Source organism: Streptomyces sp. cg35 (assembly GCF_050410835.1).
Classification (GTDB): domain Bacteria; phylum Actinomycetota; class Actinomycetes; order Streptomycetales; family Streptomycetaceae; genus Streptomyces.
The window spans coordinates 6,031,890-6,054,696 of sequence record NZ_CP191268.1 but is presented as its reverse complement, the minus strand read 5'-3'; the positions used below and the strand labels follow the sequence as shown (position 1 = coordinate 6,054,696).

Annotated in this window: 18 protein-coding genes; 8 read left to right on the top strand and 10 right to left on the bottom strand. The window is 72.1% G+C overall.

What is annotated here, in order from left to right; all coding sequences use genetic code 11:
• Positions 1–18: 18 nt before the first annotated feature.
• From ACQUQD_RS27590 to ACQUQD_RS27580, 3 genes are all read right to left on the bottom strand, one after another.
• Positions 19–804 (bottom strand): sulfite exporter TauE/SafE family protein, encoded by a 786-nt coding sequence (locus tag ACQUQD_RS27590; protein WP_428954827.1) that lies wholly within the window; start codon positions 802–804, stop codon positions 19–21.
• A gap of 10 nt (positions 805–814) precedes the next feature.
• Positions 815–1,051 (bottom strand): hypothetical protein, encoded by a 237-nt coding sequence (locus ACQUQD_RS27585; protein ID WP_428954826.1) that lies wholly within the window; start codon positions 1,049–1,051, stop codon positions 815–817.
• Positions 1,052–1,153: 102 nt separating this feature from the next.
• The gene (locus ACQUQD_RS27580; RefSeq protein WP_428954825.1) at positions 1,154–2,608 is read right to left on the bottom strand and encodes a ferredoxin reductase family protein; all 1,455 of its coding nucleotides are present in this window, start codon (positions 2,606–2,608) and stop codon (positions 1,154–1,156) included.
• Between the two features lie 359 nt (positions 2,609–2,967).
• Here ACQUQD_RS27580 and ACQUQD_RS27575 point away from each other — a divergent pair, with 359 nt between their 5' ends.
• The 5 genes from ACQUQD_RS27575 (at position 2,968) to ACQUQD_RS27555 (ending at position 8,662) form a co-directional block, all read left to right on the top strand.
• Positions 2,968–4,191, top strand: coding sequence for an NAD(P)/FAD-dependent oxidoreductase (locus ACQUQD_RS27575; protein ID WP_428957671.1), 1,224 nt, complete (start codon positions 2,968–2,970; stop codon positions 4,189–4,191).
• 1 nt (position 4,192) lies between these two features.
• Entirely contained in the window at positions 4,193–6,742 is a 2,550-nt protein-coding gene (nirB, locus tag ACQUQD_RS27570) for a nitrite reductase large subunit NirB (RefSeq protein WP_428954824.1), read from the top strand.
• Complete coding sequence (gene nirD / locus ACQUQD_RS27565) at positions 6,739–7,089, top strand: nitrite reductase small subunit NirD (protein WP_428954823.1); 351 nt, start codon at positions 6,739–6,741, stop codon at positions 7,087–7,089. Before nirB ends, nirD begins: the two co-directional genes overlap by 4 nt.
• Before the next feature lie 107 nt (positions 7,090–7,196).
• Complete coding sequence (locus ACQUQD_RS27560; protein ID WP_428954822.1) at positions 7,197–7,781, top strand: TetR/AcrR family transcriptional regulator; 585 nt, start codon at positions 7,197–7,199, stop codon at positions 7,779–7,781.
• 104 nt (positions 7,782–7,885) lie between these two features.
• On the top strand, positions 7,886–8,662 hold the full coding sequence (locus ACQUQD_RS27555) for an SDR family NAD(P)-dependent oxidoreductase (RefSeq protein ID WP_428954821.1): 777 nt from the start codon (positions 7,886–7,888) through the stop codon (positions 8,660–8,662).
• Positions 8,663–8,691: 29 nt separating this feature from the next.
• Here ACQUQD_RS27555 and ACQUQD_RS27550 read toward each other — a convergent pair whose 3' ends face one another.
• The 3 genes from ACQUQD_RS27550 to ACQUQD_RS27540 are packed head-to-tail and all read right to left on the bottom strand — an operon-like array spanning position 8,692 to position 11,731.
• On the bottom strand, positions 8,692–9,543 hold the full coding sequence (locus ACQUQD_RS27550; protein ID WP_428954820.1) for a carbohydrate ABC transporter permease: 852 nt from the start codon (positions 9,541–9,543) through the stop codon (positions 8,692–8,694).
• Positions 9,543–10,469 carry a carbohydrate ABC transporter permease gene (locus ACQUQD_RS27545; protein WP_428954819.1) on the bottom strand — a complete coding sequence of 309 codons (927 nt, stop codon included), beginning with the start codon at positions 10,467–10,469 and terminating at the stop codon, positions 9,543–9,545. The genes ACQUQD_RS27550 and ACQUQD_RS27545 overlap by 1 nt, the downstream gene beginning before the upstream one ends.
• Positions 10,466–11,731 (bottom strand): ABC transporter substrate-binding protein, encoded by a 1,266-nt coding sequence (locus tag ACQUQD_RS27540; RefSeq protein WP_428954818.1) that lies wholly within the window; start codon positions 11,729–11,731, stop codon positions 10,466–10,468. Before ACQUQD_RS27540 ends, ACQUQD_RS27545 begins: the two co-directional genes overlap by 4 nt.
• 198 nt (positions 11,732–11,929) lie before the next feature.
• Here ACQUQD_RS27540 and ACQUQD_RS27535 point away from each other — a divergent pair, with 198 nt between their 5' ends.
• Complete coding sequence (locus tag ACQUQD_RS27535; protein WP_428954817.1) at positions 11,930–12,487, top strand: hypothetical protein; 558 nt, start codon at positions 11,930–11,932, stop codon at positions 12,485–12,487.
• Positions 12,488–12,559: 72 nt separating this feature from the next.
• Here ACQUQD_RS27535 and ACQUQD_RS27530 read toward each other — a convergent pair whose 3' ends face one another.
• The 3 genes from ACQUQD_RS27530 to ACQUQD_RS27520 all read right to left on the bottom strand — a co-directional run bounded on the left by ACQUQD_RS27530 (position 12,560) and on the right by ACQUQD_RS27520 (position 18,035).
• Positions 12,560–13,486: an oxidoreductase gene (locus ACQUQD_RS27530; RefSeq protein WP_428954816.1), complete on the bottom strand. Its 927-nt coding sequence runs from the start codon at positions 13,484–13,486 to the stop codon at positions 12,560–12,562.
• Positions 13,487–13,678: 192 nt separating this feature from the next.
• Positions 13,679–16,408: a pyruvate, phosphate dikinase gene (gene ppdK, locus ACQUQD_RS27525; RefSeq protein WP_428954815.1), complete on the bottom strand. Its 2,730-nt coding sequence runs from the start codon at positions 16,406–16,408 to the stop codon at positions 13,679–13,681.
• A 415-nt stretch (positions 16,409–16,823) separates the two neighbouring features.
• Entirely contained in the window at positions 16,824–18,035 is a 1,212-nt protein-coding gene (locus ACQUQD_RS27520; protein WP_428954814.1) for an ROK family protein, read from the bottom strand.
• 113 nt (positions 18,036–18,148) lie between these two features.
• Here ACQUQD_RS27520 and ACQUQD_RS27515 point away from each other — a divergent pair, with 113 nt between their 5' ends.
• Positions 18,149–19,501 (top strand): MGH1-like glycoside hydrolase domain-containing protein, encoded by a 1,353-nt coding sequence (locus ACQUQD_RS27515; RefSeq protein WP_428954813.1) that lies wholly within the window; start codon positions 18,149–18,151, stop codon positions 19,499–19,501.
• Positions 19,501–21,450 carry an amylo-alpha-1,6-glucosidase gene (locus ACQUQD_RS27510; RefSeq protein ID WP_428954812.1) on the top strand — a complete coding sequence of 650 codons (1,950 nt, stop codon included), beginning with the start codon at positions 19,501–19,503 and terminating at the stop codon, positions 21,448–21,450. Before ACQUQD_RS27515 ends, ACQUQD_RS27510 begins: the two co-directional genes overlap by 1 nt.
• A gap of 147 nt (positions 21,451–21,597) precedes the next feature.
• On the opposite strand, the gene dusB is transcribed toward ACQUQD_RS27510, so the two are convergent.
• Positions 21,598–22,731, bottom strand: a complete 1,134-nt coding sequence (gene dusB / locus ACQUQD_RS27505; RefSeq protein WP_428954811.1) for a tRNA dihydrouridine synthase DusB — start codon at positions 22,729–22,731, stop codon at positions 21,598–21,600.
• Positions 22,732–22,807: the final 76 nt, after the last annotated feature.

Genomic DNA, 22,807 nt, shown 5'->3' with positions numbered 1-22,807 from the left:
TCGCCGTCCGGCCGCGTCTCACGCGACCCACTGCTCGTACGCCATCTTCAGCACCAGCGCGCACACCACGGTGAGCAGCACGACGCGGACGAAGCCGGCGCCGCGCTTCAGGGCCGTGCGGGCGCCGATCATGCCGCCCGCCAGGTTGAAGACGGCCATGAGCGCGGCCAGTTGCCAGTAGACCGTGCCCTTGAACGCGAACATGGCGAGCGCGCCCGCGTTCGTGCAGCAGTTGACGATCTTGGCGGTGGCGGAGGCCGTGACGAGGTCGAGGTGGAGGAGCGCGGTCAGCGCGAGGACCAGGAACGTGCCGGTGCCGGGGCCGATCAGGCCGTCGTAGAAGCCGATGCCGAGGCCGGCGAAGCCGATCGCGGCGAGGATCCGGCGGGGCGAGGCGGGCTCCGCGGTCGGGGCCGTGCCGAAGGACGGGCGGAAGATGACGAAGGCGCCGACGGCGACCAGCACCACCATCACGATCGGCTTGAGGACGTCCGTGCTCATGCCCGCGGCGAGGAGCGCCCCGCCCGTCGAGCCGATCAGCGCCGCCACGCCGATGCGGACCGCCAGGCGTACGTCGACCGGGGCCTTGCGGGCGTAGGTGACGGCGGCGCCGGTGGTGCCGACGATGGCGACGGCCTTGTTGGTGCCGAGCGCGTACGGGCCGGCCGCCGCGGTGTTCGGCAGGCCGAGCAGCAGCGCGGGCAGCAGGAGGAGCCCGCCGCCGCCCACCACCGCGTCGATCCAGCCGGCCGCGAGGGCGGCGACGCACAGCACGACGACGGTGGTCAGGGATATGTCAGGCATGATCGCGAGCCTATGGACGGGATACGTGTGCCGTCCACGAATGGGTGGAGAGTTGAGGGTCATCTGAGCTTGCCGTTCCGGCATGCGGGACGGCCCGGTCGGGAGCGGGCGGCCCGGCCGGGTCGACGGTCAGCGCGAGGCAGGTCGCGACCAGGGCACTGGCCGAGGCGAGACCGGCCGCCAGTTTGCGGCGGGCCTGGACCGTGGGGGCGTGGGCGGTGCGGGTGGGTCTGCTGTGGCGGCCCATGAGGTGACTCTCCGGAAGCGGCTAGGAGGGATCCGGCGCGTACGTCCGTGGTCAGCTGCCAGTGGTCAGCTGCCAGTGGTCAGTACGTGAAGCACTCGGCTGTCAGTACGTGAAGCACTCGGCGTGGATGCGGTCCTCGGGGACGCCGCCGCGGACCAGTGCCGTCGTCGCGGCGGCGGTCATGCCGGGCGGGCCGCACACATAGACGTCGTGGTCGGCGAGTCCGGGCACGAGGTTGCGCAGCGCCTGCGGGGCGAGCGGGTCGAAGGCCGCGTCGGAGGGGCCGAGGAGGTAGTGCAGGGCGGCCTGCCGGGTGCGGGCGATGGCCTCCAGTTCCTCGCGCAGGACGAGCTGTCCGGCGTTGCCCGCACGGTAGAGGAGCGTGATGTCGCCGGGCTCGCCGGGCAGCGTCTCGAACAGGGCGCGCAGTGGTGTGATGCCCACTCCCCCGGCGAGCAGCAGCACCTTGCGGCGGGTGCGGCGGTGGGCGGTGAGCGCGCCGAACGGGCCGGTGGCGACGACGCGTACCCCGGGGCGCAGCCGGCGGACCCGGCGCGTGTGGTCGCCGACGGCCTTGACCGTGACGCGGACGTGGTCGCCGTCGACCGGCGCGGACAGGGAGAACGGGAGCGCCGTGTGCCAGAGCCTGCGGGTCAGGAACCGCCAGCGGAAGAACTGGCCCGACTCCGCGTGCAGCCGGCCGAGGTCGCGGCCGCGCATCAGGACGGACACCACGCCCGGGCCCTCGGCGCGCACCTCGACGACCCGCAGCCCGTGCCGGAGCGCCTGCCGCAGCGGCACGACGAGCCGGTACCAGAAGAGGAGCACGGCGACGGTGGCGTGCAGCAGGCACCACAGGCCGAGGCTGAGGGAGCTGTACGCGATGTCGGGTCCGGCGAGTTGGTGCGCGAAGGCCAGGGCCGCGGCGAGGTAGGTGAGCAGGTGCAGGCCGCGCCAGGTGCCGTGGCCGAGGCGGCGGCGGGCGGCGCGGGCGCTGCTGATGCCGACCGTGACGAACAGCAGGGTGCCGGCGGTGGCGGCGGCCAGCCCGGGGTAGCCGAGCAGGTCGGTGAGCGTGGTGAGGAGGTCGGTGCCGGTGTTCGCGGCGTAGCCGCACAGGGCGAGGACGGTGTGGGCGGCGCACAGGGTGAGGACGTGCCGGCCGCCGCGGGCGTGGTGGCGGGCGAGCCGGTCGGCGCCGATGCCGTGCTCCACCGCGGGCACCCGGGCCATCAGGAAGAGCATGACGAGGATCCCGTACCCGGCGAGCAGCCCCGACAGGTGGGCGCCGGTCGCGAACAGCACGTCGAGCCGGGCCGACGGCCGGGCCTGCACGCCCCACAGCGCGGTGACGGCGGCGCCGCCCGCGCCGATCCCGGTGCGCAGGGCGCGCGGGGTGACCCGCAGCGGGGCGGCGGGCCGGACCCGGGGGGCCCGGCGCGGGCGCGGGGGTATCGGCGGTGCCTGCGCCGGGCCCTCGGTCTGCCTCAGATACGCGGACAGGGCGGGGTAGCGGGCGAGTTCGGGTTCGACGGCCTCGGTGGTCACCTGCGGCACACTAGGCTCCGCCGAGCTGGAATATTGGCTGGTCAGGGTCGCCGGGGAGATCCTTAAGGCGGGCTTGAGGAAGACCTGAACACGGGTTAAGCCGCCGTCGAGTTCGGGTCCTTGAGCGCGTTCGCGACCGCGCCTCCGGTGGGGGCTGGCGCCCCTGGAGGAGATGCGCACTACGTGCCGCATCTCCTCCAGGGGCGCGGGGAACTGCGCGACCAGCCACGACGCACCCCGCACCCGCCGCCGATACCGAACCCCCAACGGCGAAAGGGCGCCCTCACACCCGCCCACCCACCTCGCTGAGCCCACCGTTCCCCCCGGGAAACCGACGAGACGCCCCCGAGAAACACCCACCCCGCACGCTGCAGAGCATGAATCGCGTCGTCGTCATCGGCACCGGCCTGGCCGGCACCCGCCTCGCCAGGCGTCTGGGCGAGCGCGCGGTGCTGATCGGTGAGGAGCCGCACGCCCCGTACAACCGGGTCCTGCTGGCCGAGGTCCTGGCCGGCAGCTACGGCCCCGACGTCATCGAGCTGCCCGCCGTCCCGGGCCCCCGGCTCCGCACCCGCGCCGTCCGCGTCGACCGCGAGCGGCGCCTGGTGCAGTGCGAGAGCGGCGCCGAGGTCGCGTACGACACCCTGGTCCTGGCCACCGGCTCGAACCCGGTGCTGCCCCCGCTGCGCGGCCTGTTCGCGCCCGGCGCCACCGAACTGCCCGGCGGTGTGCACGCGTTCCGCACGATGGACGACTGCCTGGCGCTGTCCGGCGCCGTGGCGGAGGGCACCCGCGCCGTCGTCATCGGCGGCGGGCTGCTCGGCGTCTCGGCGGCCCGCGCGCTCGCCCGCCGCGGCGCCCAGGTCGTGCTCGTGCAGCAGGCCGAGCGCCTCATGGAGCGCCAGCTCGACCCGGCGTCGTCGGAGTTGGTGCGGCGTCATCTGGTCGCGCTCGGCGTCGAGATCCACACCGAGTGCCGGGTGCGCGCCGTCGGGGTCGTCGACGGGCGTGTACGCCGGGTGGAACTCCATGACGGCTACGTGCTGGGCACCGACGTCACCGTCCTCGCCTGCGGCGCCCGGCCGCGGACCGGTCTCGCGAGCGCCGCGGGGCTCGACGTGCGCCGCGGCGTCGTCGTCGACGACGAGCTGCGCACCTCCGATCCGCGCATCCACGCCGTCGGCGACTGCGCCGAGCACGAGGGCACGGTCTACGGGCTGGCCACCCCCGCCCTGGAGCAGGCCGACGCCCTGGCCGACCTGCTCACCGGGACCACGAAGACGTACACCGGCACCCGCGCCCTGACCCGGCTCACGCTCCCGCACGAGGCGGACCCGCTGGACCTCGCCGCGTTCGGGGAGACGCAGCCGCTGCCCGGCGACGACGTCGTGCAGCTCGCGGACGCGACGCGCGGTACCTACCGCAGGGTCGTCGTGCGCGGCGACCGGCTGGTCGGCGGGGTGCTCGTCGGCGCGCTCGGCGGTGTCGGCGCGCTCGCGCACGCCTGGGAGTCGAACGAATCACTGCCTGCCGCCACCGACGTCGGCGCCGCGCCGCTGCTCCACCTGCTCACCCACGACGGAGGCCTCTGACATGGCGACCTCACTGCCCACCCTCGTCCTCGTCGGCCACGGCATGGTCGGCCAGCGCTTCCTCGAAGCGGCGGCCGAGCGCGGCCTCACCGGGACGCACCGCGTGGTCGTCCTGTGCGAGGAGCCGCGGCCGGCCTACGACCGCGTCCACCTGACCTCGTACTTCTCGGGCACGACGCCCGAGGAACTGTCGATGACGGACCCGGAGTTCATCGAGAGGCACGGCATCGAGCTGCGGGTCGGCGACCCCGCCGTGGTCGTGGACCGCGGCACCCGCACCGTGCACGCCCGCTCCGGCTTCAAGGTCACCTATGACGCGCTGGTGCTGGCCACGGGCTCGTACCCGTTCGTGCCGCCGGTGCCCGGCAAGGACGCCACGGGCTGCTTCGTGTACCGCACGATCGAGGACCTGTACGCGATCGAGGAGTACGCGAAGAACCACGCCACCGTCGGCGCCGTGGTGGGCGGCGGGCTGCTCGGCCTGGAGGCCGCGGGCGCGCTGCAGGGCCTCGGACTGACCACGCACATCGTGGAGTTCGCGCCCCGGCTGATGCCCGTCCAGGTCGACGAGGGCGGTGGCGCCGCCCTGCTGCGGACCATCACCGGCATGGGGCTGTCCGTCCACACCGGTGTCGGCACGCAGGAGATCGTGGCCGGTCCGGACGGCGACGGCGCGGTCAGCGGCATGAAGCTGTCGGACGGGTCGGAGCTCGCGACCGACCTGGTCGTCTTCTCGGCGGGTGTCCGGCCGCGTGACCAGCTCGCCCGCGACATGGGCCTGTCGGTGGGCGAGCGCGGCGGCATCGCCGTCGACGAGCAGTGCCGCACCAGCGACCCGGCGGTGTTCGCGATCGGTGAGTGCGCGCTGGCCGCCGACGGCCGCGTGTACGGGCTCGTGGCGCCCGGCTACGAGATGGCGTCGACGGCGGCCGCCGCCATCGCCGCGGACGAGGACGCGGACCAGCCGGGCTTCACCGGCGCCGACCTGTCCACCAAGCTGAAGCTGCTCGGCGTGGACGTGGCGTCCTTCGGCGACGCGCACGGCGCGACCGAGGGCTGCCTCGACGTCGTCTACTCCGACTCGCGCTCGGGCACGTACAAGAAGCTCGTGATCGGCGGCGAGGGCGAGCTGCTCGGCGGCATCCTCGTCGGTGACGCCGAGGCGTACGGGACGCTGCGCGCGCTGACCGGCACCGTGCCGCCGCTCGCCCCCGAGCAGCTGGTCCTTCCGGCGGGCGCGGGCGCCCCCGCGCAGCTCGGCCCGGAGGCGCTGCCCGACGACGCGGTCATCTGCTCGTGCCACAACGTCACCAAGGGCGAGATCTGTGCGCACACCTCGCTGCCGGAGGTGAAGAAGTGCACCAAGGCCGGTACCGGGTGCGGGAGTTGCGTCAAGCTCATCGGGCAGCTGCTGCCGAAGTCCGGTGACGACGGGCTGTGCGGCTGCTTCGGGCACACGCGCCAGGAGCTGTACGAGATCGTGCGCGTCAAGCGGATCACGAGCTTCGCGCGGCTGCTCGACGAGCACGGCCGGGAGGCGGCGCGCGGCGGCGAGGGCTGCGAGGTCTGCAAGCCGACGGTCGGCTCGGTCATCGCCTCGCTCGCGCCGTCGATCGGCGCGGACGGCTACGTCCTGGAGGGCGAGCAGGCGGCGCTGCAGGACACCAACGACCACTTCCTCGCCAACCTGCAGAAGAACGGCTCGTACTCGGTCGTGCCGCGCATCCCCGGCGGTGAGATCACCCCGGAGAAGCTGATCGTGATCGGCGAGGTCGCGCGGGACTTCAATCTCTACACGAAGATCACGGGCGGTCAGCGCATCGACCTGTTCGGCGCACGGGTGGACCAACTGCCGATGATCTGGGCACGGTTGGTGGACGCCGGCTTCGAGTCCGGGCACGCGTACGGCAAGTCGCTGCGCACCGTGAAGTCGTGCGTGGGGCAGACCTGGTGCCGCTACGGCGTGCAGGACTCGGTCCGGATGGCGATCGACCTGGAGCTGCGGTACCGCGGCCTGCGGGCGCCCCACAAGCTGAAGTCGGCGGTCTCCGGGTGCGCCCGCGAGTGCGCCGAGGCCCAGTCGAAGGACTTCGGGATCATCGCCACGGCCAACGGCTGGAACCTGTACGTGGGCGGCAACGGAGGAATGACACCACGTCATGCCGACCTGCTGGCACAGGACTTGAGCGACGCGGAACTGATCCGCCTGATCGACCGTTTCCTGATGTTCTACATCCGCACCGCCGACCGCCTGGAGCGCACCGCGGCCTGGATCGACCGGATCGACGGCGGCCTCGACCACGTGCGGGACGTCGTCGTGCACGACTCGCTCGGCATCTGCGACGAGCTGGAGGCCTTGATGGCCGCGCACGTCGCGCACTACCGCGACGAGTGGTCCGAGACCATCAACGACCCGGAGCGGCTGTCCCGCTTCGTCTCCTTCGTCAACGCCCCCGACACCCCGGACCCGACGGTCCGCTTCGTCCCGGAGCGCGACCAGATCAAGCCCGAGCTGCCGCTGATCCCCCTGGAAGGACTGGCCGTACGATGACGATCGCCCCCGAGAAGACGACGCTCCTGGTCCAACTCGGCCTCGATGAAGACTGGTTGACCATCTGTGACCTGTCGCGCCTCACGCCGGGCCGCGGTGTCGCGGCCCTGCTGCCGGACGGCCGGCAGGCGGCGGTCTTCCTCGATCGCGCGGGCCGGGTGTACGCGGTGGACAACACGGATCCGTTCACCGGAGCGGCGGTGCTCTCGCGCGGGCTGCTCGGCTCGGCACAGGGCCGCCCGTTCGTGGCGTCGCCCCTGCTGAAGCAGCGCTTCGACCTGGAGTCGGGGCGCTGCCTGGACGACGAGTCGGTGGCGGTTCAGGCGTATGCGGTGCGCACCGCGTAGGAGTACGGAGGGTGCGCAGGAGCACAGAGAGCACAGAGCGTACGCAGGGCGTGGAGAGTCCGAGCAATACTTGACCGGTCGTTCTGGATACGCGTAGGTTCCCTGTCGTGGCCAGGACCAAGGAATTCGATCCGGACGCCGCGCTGCGGGCAGCCCTGGAGCTGTTCCACCGGCGCGGCTACGAGGCGACGTCGATGGCGGACCTCGTCGAGCACCTCGGCATCGGCCGCGCCAGCATCTACGCGACGTTCGGCAACAAGCACGCGCTGTACCTGAAGGCGCTGGACCGCTACACCGAGTCCACCGACCCGCGCGTGCTCGCCGAGCTGTCCGTCGGCGGCCCGGCGCTGCCCGCCGTGCGCGCCCTGGTCCGCCGGTTCGCCGCCGAGGCGACCGCCGACGACCAGCGCCTGCTCGGCTGTCTCGTCACGAACACCGCGGCGGAGCTCGGCCCGCACGACGCGGAGGCCGCCCGCCGCGTGGAGCGCAGCTGGGAGCACATCGAGACCGTGCTGCACAGCGCGCTCGCCCGGGCCCGCGCCCAGGGCGAGCTGCCCGCCGACCGCGATCCGCGGGCGCTCGCCCGTCTCCTGCTGGTCCTCATGCAGGGCATCCGGGTCGTCGGCAAGGCCTCGCAGGACACCGCACGCGTCCGGGACGCGGCGGAGCAGGCCCTCGCCCTGCTGGACTGAGGACCGAGGGGCCCGGCAACCAAGACCTCCTTGAATCGAGAGCCCTCCCCCTTCCCTCGTCACGCCCTCATACTGAACCGATCGGTCAAGAAAGAGGTACGTTCATGTCCGCTTCGTCCCGCACCCGCTTCTCCGGCAGGACCGCCCTCGTCACCGGCGCCGGCTCCGGGCTCGGCCGCGCCGTCGCGCTCGCCCTGGCCGCCGAGGGCGCGAACGTGGTCGTCGTCGGCCGCACCCCGGCCCCGCTGGCGGAGACCGTCGCCCTGATCGAGCAGGCGGGCGGCACGGCGCTCGCGCACTCCGCCGACGTGAGCCGCCCGGAGTCGGTGACAGGTGCTGTTCGTACGGCAGTTGAGCGGTTCGGGTCCCTCGACATCGCCGTGAACAACGCCGGCGTCTTCCGCGGTGGTGCCCCGGTCGCCGACCTGTCCGCCGAGGACTGGCACGCGCTCCTCGACATCAACGTCACCGGCGTGCTGTTCTCCCTGCAGGCCGAGATCGCCCAGATGCGCGCGCAGGGAACGGGCGGCGCGATCGTGAACGTCTCCTCCAACATCGGCCCTCACCGCACCCAGGCCGGCGCCACCGCCTATGGCGCGTCGAAGGCCGCCGTCTCCGCCCTCACCCGCGGCGCCGCCCTGGACCACGTCGCGGAGGGCATCCGCATCAACGCGGTGAGCCCGGGCGCCGCGGACACCACGATGTCGCTGCGCCCGGGCGAGACGGAGGCGGAGCGCGCCGTCCGCATGAAGGACCAGTCCCCGCTCGGCCGCGTCGCGGCCACGGCGGAGATCGCCGCCGCGGTCCTCCACCTGGCCTCGGAGGACGCCGGGTCCACGGTCGGCGCCGACCTGGTGATCGACGGCGGCGCGTCCGCGTGACCCGGTAACTCACCCACCGTGTGCGGGAGTCAGTCGATTCCGGACCGCTCCACTCCCGCCACGATCCACCGCTGGAACAGCAGGAAGACCAGCAGCAGCGGCACGATCGAGACGGCCGCCGCGATGAACAGCTCGTGCAGCCGCACCACTTGGGACGTGGTGAAGGAGGACAGGGCCACCTGCACCGTCCACGCGTTCCGGTCCTGGCCGATGACCAGCGGCCACAGGAACGAGTTCCAGGCGCCGATGAAGACGATCGTGCCGACCGCGGCGAACACCGGCCGCGCGTTCGGCACGACCACACGCCAGTACGTGCGCCAGTATCCGAGCCCGTCGACCCGCGCCGCGTCCTCCAACTCCTGCGGGAATCCCAGGAAGTACTGACGGAAGACGAAGCACGCGAAGGCGGAGAAGAGCGTCGGGACGATGAGTCCGCGCAGCGTCGACACCCAGCCCAGCGACGACACCAGGACGAAGGTCGGTACGAAGGTGACCGCGGCCGGGACCATGAGGGTGCCCAGGATCGCGTAGAAGACCTTGTTCGCGTGCCGGTACGGGATGCGGGCGAGACCGTATCCGGCGAGGGAGGCGAGCAGCAGCGTCCCCAGGGTCGTCACGACCGCGATCAGGGCCGAGTTGAGGAGGGAGCGCGCGAAGGGCACCGAGGTGTCGTCGAACAGCTCGCCGAGATTGCCCCATTGGATGTCCGAGGGGAAGAACGTCCAGTCGGGCGAGGTGATGTCCTCCTCGCGCGCGAGTCCGTTGCGGACGAGGAGATAGAAGGGGATGAGGAAGAGCAGGGCGAGCGCGATGAGCAGCACGAGGCGCAGGGCGCGGCCCGCGCGGACCAGCGCGTCGTCCTGGACGGTGCGGCCGGCCATCAGTCGGCCTCCTTCCTGCCGAGCCCGAACCAGCGGGCCTGGCCCACCGTCACCACCGCGATGATCAGGGCGAGCAGTACGGCGCCCGCGCTGCCGAGGCCGAGGTTCTGCCCCTGGCCGAGGGCGGTGTAGTAGAGGTAGACGAGCGGCGGGCGGGCGTAGGGCGGATAGCCGCGGGCGTCGGAGAGCAGGTTGTAGAACTCGTCGAACGCCTGGAAGGCGTTGATGACGAGCAGCAGCACCACGGCGACGGACGTGGCCCGCAGCTGTGGGAACGTGATGTGCCGGAACACCTGCCAGCCGGGCCGCGCGCCGTCGACCGCCGCCGCCTCGTAGAGAGTCGGGCTGATGCGCTGGAGCCCGGCCAGGAACAGGATCATGTAGAAACCCGCCTGCAGCCACAGCCGTACGGTGACGATGACGAGCCAGTACCAGGGCGGCTGCGTCGTGGACAGCCAGGCGATCTGGTCGGCGTCGACGTATCCGAGGAGCGTGTTCGCGAGGCCGAAGCGCACCCCGTTGAAGAGCGACATCTTCCAGATCAGGGCGGCGACGACGTACGAGCAGGCGGCCGGCAGGAAGAACACCGACCGGAAGAACGCCTGCGCGCGCCGCAGCCGGTTCACCATGAGGGCGAGGGCGAGCGAGGCGGCGTACGTCGTCGGCACGATGAAGAGCGTGAAGACGCAGAAGGTCCACAGGCTGTCGAGGAAGGCGTCGTCCTTCAGCAGCGCGGTGTAGTTGTCGAGGCCGACGAAGGTGTCGGGCGTGACGGTGTTGTGCGCGTCGAAGAAGCTGAGGTACACGCTCCAGCCGAGCGGGACGTACGTGAAGACGAGCAGCCCGAGCACGAACGGGCCGACGAACGCCCAGAACCACAACGCCCGGTTGCGCTCGCGCGGTTGAGCCACCGTGCCGCCGCTCACTTCTTCTTCACGCGGTCGAGCTCCGCCGACGTCTTCCGCACGACGGTCTTCAGTTCGCTCTCCGGGTTCGCGCCGTTCTTGATGATGCGGTTGAGCGCGTCCTGGTACGCGGTCTGCGCGGCCGGCGTCCACAGCAGCGGCTGGGCGTGGCCGTGGTCGGTGGTGAAGCGGACCGCGTCGGCCGCGGCGCCCTTGCGCAGCTTGGCCGCCTTCTCGGCGAGGGAGATACGGGCCGGGATGTGGAAGCCGTAGCTGAGCGCGAAGTCCTCCTGATAGTCGGTGCGTTCGACCCACAGCCACTTCAGGAAGTCCTTGCCGGCCTGCTGGTGCTTGCTGCGGGTGGAGACGGCGGCGGCGTAGGCGCCGACCGGCACGGCCGGCTCGCCCTGCGTCCCGTCCTTGGGGAACGGCAGCACTCCGAAGTCGTCGCCGAGCGCCTTCTGGACGGCGGGCAGGGCCCACAGGCCCGACCACTGCATCGCGGTGAGGCCCTGGGTGAACGCCGACGGGTCCGACCAGTCGGCGGGCGCGCCGAGCAGCAGTGACTTGTCGGCGTACAGCTGGCGGAGCTTTCCGAGGGTGCGGGCGGCGGCCGGGTCGTCGAAGCCGACCTTTCCGTCCTCGGTGACGAGTGCGAGACCGGCGGCGTAGAGCGGGGTCCCGCCGAGCACTCCGGCGCCCGCGTCGTTGCCGAGGAACAGCCCCTTGGCCTTCTTGGTGGTCAGCTTCTTCGCGGCGTCGACGAGTTCGTCGAGCGTGGCCGGAGGCTGCACGTCCGCGTCGGCGAGCAGGCTCTTGCGGTAGTAGAGCATCTGCATGTCGATGACCTGCGGGATGCCCCAGATCTTGCCGTCGTGGCGCTTCGGGGCGAGGGCCGCCTGGTTGAAGTCGTCCTCGACGCCGTCGAGAAGCTCGGTCACGTCCGCGACCTGCTTGCCCTGGATCATGTCCAGGGACGGGCCGTTGACCTCGAACACGTCGGGGCCCGAATCGGTGAGCAGCGCGGCGGCGGTCTGCTGGTCGTAGTTGCCGGGCCGCCACTGCACGGCGACGCTCGCCTCGTCGTAGGCGGCCGCGTACTTCTTCACCGCCTGCTCGGTGCCCGCCTCGCCGTACTGGTGGTACCACTGGGACAGCTTCGGCCCGCTGCTGCCACCGCCTCCGTCGCCGTCCCGACCGGTGTTGGACCCGCACGCGCTCAGCAGACCGAGCGCGGAGCCGACGGCTCCGGTGGCGAGCAGTCCCCTGCGGCTGATGGTCATCGCGGGTGTCCCCCTGTCCGTTCTGTGTGCCGTTGCTGTGAGGCCGTCGGCCCCAACGATCAACCATGCAACGGATTTACGACAGAGGTACTACAGCCGCGTGTCGGCGTCAGCGCAGCGTAAGGGTGCGGGCCTTGCGGGTCAGCGGATCGTCAAGAAGGGCCGCCGCGACGCGCTGCCGGGCTTACGGTGCGCTGCATGGACCGCATCGTCACCGACCGGAACTGGGCGCGCGAACTACGGGCCGCGGTGCTCTGCTCGGTACTGCTGCTCGGCCTCGTGACGACCATCGACGCCGCCAACTCCACGCTGAGCCCGGCGCGCGGTGTGCTGTGGACGGGGCTGACCCTGCTCCTCTACGTCGTGCTGCACCCGCCGCGCGTCACGGCGGGCCCGGGCCGGCTGGCGGTCCGCGGGCTGCTGCGCGGCGGCCACGTCTGCACGGACCTGCTGGTGTCGGTGCGGCGCGCCGAGGGAATCACGCCGCGGCTCGTGCTGCGGGACGCGCTGGGCGCGCGGGTGGAGCTCGACCCGAAGGTCCTCACGTCGAACCCGGTGCTGTGGCACCGCCTGGAGACGGGCGCGCGCCGGGCCCGGGCGAGCGGGCTGCTGGTGGCGGGCGACGCGGTGCTGCGGGAGCTGGGGGATCACGTGGACGGCGACGGGGCACGGGAACTGCTCAGGGCGGCGGGCCTGGAGGGCCAGGCGCGGGAGCACGGAGCGCGGGCCCGGCGATCCAGCCCCTCCGGCGACTGACGAGCGCGGGCCCGGACGATCGAGCCCCTCCGGCGATCGAGGAGCGGGGTGCGGGGCTGAGCCCCGTGACGGTCACCCCTTCAGGCCGGTGAACACCACCCCGGTCAACTGCTCCGAGGCCGCCCACAGCCGCTCCCCGGCCACATCGTTGCGGGTCCACGACGCCCGCCACGAAGGCGCCGGGGCCCCGCGCCACATCATCACCCGGGGTCCGTAGAACCCGTCGCCCCGCACATCCGGCGCGGTCGCCGCGTACAGCGTCGGCAGCGCGCCGCCCTCGGCCGACTGCCCGAAGACCCGGTTGCCCACCTCGTAGAACCGCTCCATCGCCTTGCGGCCCTCCATCTGCGCGCCGCGCGCCTGCAGCGACGTGGCGGCGTACCCCGGATGCGCGGCGGCGGCCAGCAGCGGGACACCGGCGTCGGCGGCCCGCCGCGCCAGCTCGTGGACGAACAGCAGATTGGCGGTCTTGGACCGGCCGTAGGCGATCCAACGCCGGTATGTCTTCTCGCTGTTGAGGTCGCCGATGTCGATGTTGGCCAGGGCGTGCAGTCCGCTGGACACCGAGACGACGCGGGGCGCGGCCGCCTCCAGCAGGCTCGGCAGCAGCAGCCCGGTCAGGGCGAAGTGTCCCAGGTGATTGACACCGAACTGGGTCTCGAACCCGTCGGCCGTGCGCCCGTACGGCAGGGCCATGACCCCGGCGTTGTTGACGAGCAGATCGAGCGGCCGCCCGGCCCACCCTTCGGCGAACCCCCGAACGGACGCCAGATCCCCCAGGTCGAGAGCCTCGAACGCGGCTTCGGCGCCCGGTACTTCGCCGCGCAGCCGGTCCACGGCGGCGGTGCCCCGCTCCTCGCTGCGGCAGGCGAGCACGACGCGGGCGCCCGCGCGGGCCAGCTCGCGCGCGGTGACGTAGCCGATGCCGCTGTTGGCACCGGTGACCACGGCCGTGCGGCCGCTCTGGTCGGGGATGTCGCTGGCGTTCCAGCCGCTCATGGCTGTGCTCCCTGGGCGCGGGTCGGTGGTTGCCGGGTGAACTTACCCGACAGTAGGTGCCCGCTCCGCGCTCGCTCAACCCCACACACCGGGAGGGCGGCACCCCCCGCACAGGGGTGCCGCCCTCCCGTCTCGCACCGGAGCCGCCGCCGATCGGTGAGGGTCGGGGACCTGCGGCGGCTCCGGCAGCCTCTACCGGTGGTCGCTGCCCGTCGACGTGGAGGCGGCGCGGCCCGCCTCCAGGCGCGCGACCGGGATACGGAACGGCGAGCAGGAGACGTAGTCGAGACCGACCTCGTGGAAGAAGTGGACCGACTCCGGGTCGCCACCGTGCTCGCCGCAGACGCCGAGCTTGAGGTCGGGGCGCGTGGCGCGGCCGGCCTCGACGGCGGACTTCACCAGGGAGCCGACGCCGTCCTTGTCGATCGTCTCGAACGGGCTGACTCCGAAGATGCCCTTCTCCAGGTACGCGGTGAAGAAGCTGGCCTCGACGTCGTCGCGGCTGAAGCCCCAGACGGTCTGCGTCAGGTCGTTCGTACCGAAGGAGAAGAACTGCGCGGCCTCCGCGATCTGGCCGGCGGTCAGCGCGGCGCGGGGCAGCTCGATCATCGTGCCGATGGCCAGCTTCAGCTTGACGCCGCTCTGCTCCTCGACCTCCGCGATGACCTGGTCGGCCTCCTCGCGGACGATCTCCAGCTCCTGAACGGTGCCGACGAGCGGGATCATGATCTCGGCGCGCGGGTCGCCCTTGGCGCTCTTGCGGGCGGCGGCGGCCTCGGCGATGGCCCGCACCTGCATGGCGAACAGGCCGGGGATGACCAGGCCGAGCCGGACGCCGCGCAGACCGAGCATCGGGTTCTGCTCGTGCAGCCGGTGCACGGCCTGGAGCAGCCGCAGGTCGTTCTCGTTGTTGTCCTGGCGGGACTCGGCGAGGGCGACGCGGACCGACAGCTCGGTGATGTCGGGCAGGAACTCGTGCAGCGGCGGGTCGAGCAGGCGGATGGTGACGGGCAGGCCGTCCATCGCCTCGAACAGCTCGACGAAGTCCTGCTTCTGGAGCGGCAGGAGCTGCTTGAGGGAGTCCTCACGCTCGACCTCGGTGTCGGCGAGGATCAGCTTCTCGACCATCTCGCGGCGCTCACCGAGGAACATGTGCTCGGTGCGGCACAGGCCGATGCCCTGGGCACCGAACCGGCGGGCGCGCAGCGCGTCCTCGGCGTTGTCGGCGTTGGCCCGTACGCGCAGGCGGCGTACTCGGTCCGCGTACGCCATGACCCGGTGCACAGCGCCGACCAGCTCGTCGGCGTCGTCGGCGCCGGCGTGCATGCGGCCCTCGAAGTACTCGACGACCGGGGAGGGCACCACCGGCACCTCGCCGAGGTAGACCTTGCCCGTCGAGCCGTCGATGGAGACGATGTCGCCCTCCTCGACGACCACGCCGCCGGCCGTCAGGCGCCGCCGCTTGGTGTCCACCTCGATGTCCTCGGCGCCGCAGACACAGGTCTTGCCCATGCCGCGCGCGACGACGGCCGCGTGCGAGGTCTTGCCGCCGCGGGAGGTCAGGATGCCCTCGGCCGCGATCATGCCGTCGAGGTCGTCGGGGTTGGTCTCGCGGCGGATCAGGATGACCTTCTCGCCGGAGCGGGACCACTTGATCGCGGTGTACGAGTCGAAGACCGCCTTGCCGACCGCGGCGCCCGGCGACGCGGCGATGCCCCGGCCGAGCTGCTCGACCTTCGCGTCCTCGTCGAACTTGGGGAACATCAGCTGCGCGAGCTGCGCGCCGGTGACCCGCTGCAGGGCCTCGGCCTCGTCGATCAGACCCTGGTCGACGAGCTGCGTGGCGATCCGGAAGGCGGCGCCCGCGGTGCGCTTGCCGACGCGGGTCTGCAGCATCCACAACTGGCCGCGCTCGATGGTGAACTCGATGTCGCAGAGATCCTTGTAGTGGTTCTCCAGGGTCTCCATGATCTGCATGAGCTGGTCGTACGACTTCTTGTCGATCTGCTCCAGCTCGGCGAGCGGCACCGTGTTGCGGATACCGGCGACGACGTCCTCGCCCTGCGCGTTCTGCAGGTAGTCGCCGTACACGCCCTGGTGTCCGGAGGCCGGGTCGCGGGTGAAGGCGACGCCGGTGCCCGAGTCGGGGCCGAGGTTGCCGAAGACCATGGAACAGACGTTGACGGCGGTGCCGAGGTCGCCGGGGATGCGCTCCTGGCGGCGGTACAGCTTGGCCCGGTCGGTGTTCCACGAGTCGAAGACCGCGTGGATGGCGAGGTCCATCTGCTCGCGCGGGTCCTGCGGGAAGTCGCGGCCGGCCTCGGTCTTGACGATCTTCTTGAAGCGCGTGACGAGCTTCTTCAGGTCGGCGGCGTCCAGGTCGGTGTCGACCGCGACCTTCTTGGCGCGCTTGGCCTTCTCCAGCTCCTCCTCGAAGAGGTCGCCGTCGACGTCCAGGACGGTCTTGCCGAACATCTGGATGAGGCGGCGGTAGGAGTCCCAGGCGAACCGGTCGTCGCCGGCCTGCTTGGCCAGGCCCTGCACCGACTTGTCGGAGAGACCGATGTTGAGGACGGTGTCCATCATGCCGGGCATGGAGAACTTGGCGCCCGAACGGACCGACACCAGAAGGGGGTTGTCGGCCTGGCCGAGCTTCTTGCCCATCGTCTGCTCGAGGGCGTCGAGGTGCGCACTGACCTCGTCACGGAGTGCCACCGGCTCGGCGCCGCTGTCGAGGTAGACCTTGCAGGCCTCGGTGGTGATGGTGAACCCCGGAGGGACGGGAAGTCCCAGGTTGGTCATCTCGGCGAGGTTGGCACCCTTGCCGCCGAGAAGGTCCTTGAGGTCCTTGTTCCCCTCGGTGAAGTCGTAGACGAACTTCGCGCCTCGATCGGCTACCTGAGGATCTTTGTTTTCCGACACGGGTCTCGACTCCTCGAGGCTCGGTGGCTGCCCTGACGGCGAGGAACATACCCAGATCCAAGGCCTGTGGGTACGTCCACTCAGCCGTCATACGGCCGTAACCACCCGTCCGCCAGGAGATCGAAAGTGACCGGCGGGTAGGTACTGTCGGATTTCTGTGTTCACTTCCTGAACCATCAACCCCCGTAGACCCCGATTATCGCTCACATGAGCATGCTGAGCTCTCATGTGCGTTCAAGCCGTAAATGATCGAGCAGTGGCACTGAGTGCCAGGGCTTGGAGAAGTGCAGTCAGCGAATTTCCGCTCATCTGAGCGCAAGGCCTATCAGGGGTGGCGAGAATCACGCCGTTTGAAACGGCCTTCGGACGGCTCGATGTCAGCATGCGGACAGGACACGGGGGTGAAACGGGCGTGTCAGACGCCCAGCGCCGCCAGCCGCTCCTCGGCCCGCCGGGGCGCGTACAGCTCCTCCACCACCAGCGCTCCCGCTCCGATGAGCGCGGCCCGCTCGCCGAGCCGGGACGTGACCACCTCCAGATGGGCGGTCGAGCGGGGCAGGGCGCGCTGGTAGAGCAGTTCGCGCACGCCCGTCAGGAAGGGAGTTCCGGCCAGATCTCCGGCGATCATGAGAACGCCGGGGTTCAGGAGGGTGACGACCGTCGCGAGGACCTCGCCTACGCTGCGGCCCGCCTCCCGCGCGAGCCGTACCGCCTCGGGATGGCCGGCCGCGAGCAGCGCGCGCACGTCGGAGCCGGAGGCCGCGGACACGCCCGCCTCGGTCAGCCGGCGGGCCACGGCCCGGCCACTGGCGACCGCGGCCAGGCAGCCGTACGAGCCGCAGTTGCACAGGGCGTCCGCGCCCTCGGGGACGCGGATGTGCCCGATGTCGCCCGCGCCGCCGTCGATGCCGCGGTAGATCGCGCCGTCCACGACGACGCCCGCACCGATCCCGGTGGAGACCTTGACCAGGGCGAAGGCGTGGCAGTCGGGGTGGGCGGCGCGCTGTTCGCCGTACGCCATGAGATTGGCGTCGTTGTCGACGAGGACCGGCGCGTCGAGGGGGCCGTGGTCGGTCGCCGCGTGCTCGGCGACCGCGCGGGCCAGCCGGCCTCTTATGTCGTAGCCGTCCCAGCCGGGCATGATCGGGGGCTGTACGACGCGGCCGGAGTCCGTGTCGACCGGGCCGGGGACCGCGAGGCCGATGCCGCACACCGCGTCCCCGGGGCGGCCTGCCTCCTTGAGCAACTCGCCGAACCAGACGCCGAGTCGGGGCAGCACCGCCTCCGGTCCCTCTTCGACCGTGAGCGTGCCGCTGCGCTCGGCGATCACCTCGCCGGACAGGGTCAGGGCGGCGGCGCGGGCGTGCCGGGTGTCGAGGTCGGCGGCGAGCACGACCGCGTGCGCGTCGTCGAACTCCAGATGGATCGAAGGGCGGCCGCCCAGCGGGGAGTTGACGGGTCCGGCCGTGCCCTCGCGCAGCCAGCCCGCGCGGAAGAGCCGGTCCAGGCGCTGTCCGACCGTGGCCCTGGACAGGCCCGTGACCTCCTGGAGTGCGCCGCGTGTGGTCGCCCGTCCGCTGCGCACCAGGTGCAGCAGATCTCCGGCGCTCGCCTGGTTCCCCGCCATGCCCGCCAACCCCCTTGCGATCATCAACTGCACGTTACATTCTGGGTTTTGCGTGTTAAGTAGACGTAACTCTATGCTGCCTGCTGCGTAACCGGCAGCCTGCGGGAGAGCATGTGGAGCACACCACCGAGCGGTCCAGAACCGCGGTCCGCGCCGCGCGGCGCGAGCCGCTGCGGGACCGCGCCGTCCGTGTCCTCGACGCGAACTGGACGGGTGCCTCGACGGTCCCCTCGCGCACGCTGTATCCGCACCAGTGGTCGTGGGACTCGGCGTTCATCGCGATCGGACTGCGTCATGTGTCCCCCTTACGCGCCCAGTCGGAGCTGGAGACGCTGCTGAGCGCCCAGTGGGGCGACGGCCGGATCCCGCACATCGTGTTCAACCCTGCCATCCCGCTGGACGCGTACTTCCCCAGCCCCGACTTCTGGCGCTCCTCCACCGCGGGCCGGGCCGCCGGAGCACCGGCCGCCGTGCAGACCTCCGGCATCGTGCAGCCGCCCGTGCACGCGCTCGCCGCCTGGCTGGTGCACCGCGCCGACCCGGCGCTGTCCCGCTCCCGCGGCTTCCTGCCCCGCGTCTACCCGGGCCTCGCCGCCTGGCACCGCTACCTCCTGCACCGCCGCGACCTGGGCGGCGCGGGCCTCGCCTCGGTGGTCCACCCCTGGGAGCAGGGCATGGACAACAGCCCGTGCTGGGACGCCCCGTTGAGCCGGATCACGCCCGCTCCCCCGCGGACGTTCCGGCGCGCCGACCTGGAGCACGGGACGGCGGACGACCGGCCCACGGACATCGACTACGGGCGGTACGTGCGTCTCGCGACGGACTACCGCGACGGTGAATACGCCGACGGGCAGGGCGAGTTCGCGGTCGAGGACCCGGCCTTCAACGCCCTGCTGGCCGCCTCCGAGCACGCGCTGGCCCGGATCGCCTGCGAGCTGGGGGCGGCGGGCACGGCCCGGCACGCGCGCGCCGAGCGGCTGACGTCGGCGCTCGTGCGGCGGCTGTGGGACCCGGTGGCGCAGATGTTCTTCTGCCGTGATCTGCGCGGCGGCGCGCTGGTGCCGGAGTACGGCGTCGCCGGGCTGATCCCGCTGATCCTGCCGGCGCTGCCGCGCGACGTGGTGGCGGCACTCGTCCGCACCGCGCGCGGACCGCACTTCGGCCTCGGCGGCCAGGTGCGCCTCGCGCCGAGCTACGACCTTCAGGGGCCCGCCTTCGACCCGCACCGGTACTGGCGCGGCCCCGCCTGGTTCAACACCAACTGGCTTCTGGAGCACGGCCTTCGGCTGCACGGCGAGCACGCGCAGGCCGCGCGGCTGCGCACCGCGCTGCTCGACGCGGCCGGGGCCTCGGACTTCGCCGAGTACGTCGATCCGTACACGGGAGCGGGCTGCGGCGCCCGCGGCTTCGGCTGGACGGCCGCGCTGACGCTGGATCTGCTGGGCCCCGGGGAGGGAACCTCGTGATGACCGACACGCACGGGTACGCGCGTCACCATCTGGTACGCGGCACCACGTTCGCCGCGCTGGACGCGAGCGGAGGGCTGACCGCGGTGCGCGGCGGCTCCTCGCCCGACGGCCTGTTCGTGCGCGACGCCCGGCACCTGTGCCGCTGGCAGCTCACGGTCGACGGCGCCGCACCCGAGGTGCTGACCCCCATGACGTACGAGGACGAGGGCGTCGCCCGCTGCGTGCTCGTGCCGCGCGGCGGCCGCCAGGAGCCCCCGGCCTACACGCTCTTTCGTGAACAGGCCGTCGGGGACGGGTCGTTCGTGGAGCTGCTGCGCGTCGTGTCGAACCGTCCGGTGCCGACGACGGTGCGCGTCGCGCTGACGGTCGACGCCGACTTCACGGACCAGTTCGAGCTGCGCTCCGACCACCGTACGTACGCGAAGACGGGGGCGGTGCGCACTCGCGAAGTCCTCGACGACGGCGTGGAGTTCACCTACAAGAGGGGCGACTGGCGCTCCTCGACGGCCGTGACGAGCACCCCCGCCCCGGACGCGGTCGAGGAGACCGGCACGGGGGCGCGCCGCCTGGTGTGGACGCTGGAACTGGACGCGCAGGGCGCCGCCGAGCTGGCCTTGCGCGTGACGGCCCGACCGCACGGATCCCGGCCGGCCCGTACGCCGGCGACCCCGGCGGCCGCCGCCGCCCAACTCTCCGACGTCGTGCGGGACTTCGCGGACGGGGTGGAGCTGCCCGGGGCGTGGCCGGAGCTGGCGGCGGCGTGCGCGCGGGGGCTGGCCGATCTCGCGGTGCTGCGGGTGGCGGCCGAGGGTCCTGACGGGGAGCGGCATCTGGCGCCGGCGGCCGGGGTGCCGTGGTTCCTGACGCTGCTGGGCCGGGACGCCCTGCTGACGTCGCTGTTCGCTCTGCCGTACCGGCCCGAACTGGCCGCGGCCACCCTGCCGGTACTCGCCGCGACCCAGGCCACCGAGCAGATCGAGGCGTCCGTGGCGCAGCCCGGGAAGATCGTGCACGAGGTGCGGCACGGGGAGCTCGCGCACTTCGGGCAGGTGCCCTACGGGCGCTATTACGGGTCGGTCGACGCGACGCCGCTGTTCCTCGTGCTGCTCGGGGCGTACACGGAGCAGACCGCGGACACGTCCCTCGCGCGGCGCCTCGAGCCGTACGCGCGGGCGGCCGTGGGCTGGATGCTGGACCACGGCGGGCTCACGTCGCGCGGATACCTCGTGTACCGCGCCGACCAGGGCGGCCTCGCCAACCAGAACTGGAAGGACTCCCCCGGCGCGATCTGTTCGGCCGACGGGAGCCGGGCGACGGGCCCGGTGATGGCGGCGGGCGCGCAGGGCTACGCGTACGACGCGCTGCGGCGCACGGCCGTGCTGGCGCGGACGGTGTGGGACGACGCGGTGTACGCGGATCTCCTCGAACAGGCCGCGGCGGATCTGCGGGACCGTTTCGTGCGGGACTTCTGGATGCCGGAGAAGTCGTTCGTGGCGCTGGCCCTCGACGGGGACGGGCGGCGGCTGGACGCGCTCGCCTCGGACGCCGGGCATCTGCTGTGGTCCGGGCTGCTCGACAAGGAGTTCGGCGAGGCGGTCGGGCGGCGGCTGCTCGAACCGGACTTCTTCTCGGGGTGGGGCGTGCGGACGCTGGCCGCGGGGCAGGCCGCGTATCACCCGCTGTCGTACCACCGGGGTTCGGTGTGGCCGCACGACAACGCGTTGATCGCGCTCGGGCTCGCCCGGTACGGGCTGCACGACGAGGCGCGGACCGTGGCACAGGGGCTGGTGTCGGCGGCGATCGCCTGCGGCGGGCGGTTGCCGGAGGTTCTTGCCGGGTACGCCAGGGCTTCGCATCCGGCGCCGCTGCCCTATCCGTACGGGTGTGTACGTGAGTCGCGGTCCGCGGCGGCGCCGTTGGCGCTGTTGAGCGCCGTCGGGGGGTGAGGTTCTCGGTCGGCACGGCTTCGCCGCGCCCCCATCATGAGATGCCGCACGAAGTGCGCGTCTCAGGGGCGCGGGGAACCGCGCGAGAAGCCCCACCGGCCCGCACACGGCCGACGTCAGGACATGGCGGACGGGACGCCGGACCGGTCAGCCCCCGGACGTGTCCAGCTCGGCGTCCTCGGAGAGCCCCGCGCAGTCGTACGGGTCCTTGAGCCACCCGTCCGGCAGCACCACCCTGTTGTTGCCGGACGTCCGCCCGCGCGGGCCGTCCGCCCCGGCGGGCCACTCCTGGTCCAGGTCCAACTCGTCGAGGCCCGTGCGGAGTTCGGCCAGGGACGAGGTGATCGCGAGCCGCTTGCGCATCTCGGAGCCGACCGCGAACCCCTTCAGGTACCAGGCCACGTGCTTGCGGAAGTCGATGACGCCCCGCGCCTCGTCACCGATCCATTCGCCGAGCAGCGTCGCGTGCCGCACCATCGCGTCGGCGACGACCCGCAGCGTGGGCTGGGCGCGCTCCGGGCGGCCCTCGAACGCGGCGACCAGGTCGGCGAAGAGCCAGGGGCGGCCGAGGCAGCCCCGGCCCACGACGACGCCGTCGCACCCGGTCTCGCGGACCATGCGCAGCGCGTCGTCGGCCGACCAGATGTCGCCGTTGCCGAGGACGGGGATCTCCGGGACGTGCTCCTTGAGGCGGGCGATGGCGTCCCAGTCGGCGGTACCGCCGTAGTGCTGGGCGGCGGTGCGCCCGTGCAGGGCGATCGCGGTGACGCCCTCCTCGACGGCGATCCGGCCCGCGTCGAGGAACGTGATGTGGTCGTCGTCGATGCCCTTGCGCATCTTCATGGTGACCGGGAGGTCGCCCGCGCCCGAGACGGCTTCCTTCAGGATCGCCCGCAGCAGGTTGCGCTTGTACGGGAGGGCCGAGCCGCCGCCCTTGCGGGTGACCTTCGGGACGGGGCAGCCGAAGTTCAGGTCGATGTGGTCGGCGAGGTCCTCTTCCGCGATCATGCGGACGGCCTTGCCGACGGTCGCCGGGTCGACGCCGTACAGCTGGATCGAGCGCGGCTTCTCGCTCTCGTCGAAGTGGATCAGCTGCATGGTCTTCTCGTTGCGCTCGACCAGCGCCCGCGTCGTGATCATCTCGCTCACGAAGAGGCCCTTGCCGCCGGAGAACTCGCGGCACAGGGTGCGGAACGGCGCGTTGGTGATCCCCGCCATGGGCGCGAGGACCACGGGCGGCTGCACGGTGTGCGGGCCTACGGTGAGCTGCTGCTGGGTCATCGGGGCGGGTCTCCGGGAGCGTACGAGAAAACCTTCATGGGGCACGGACAGGACTCCATTGTCCCTCACCCGGCGC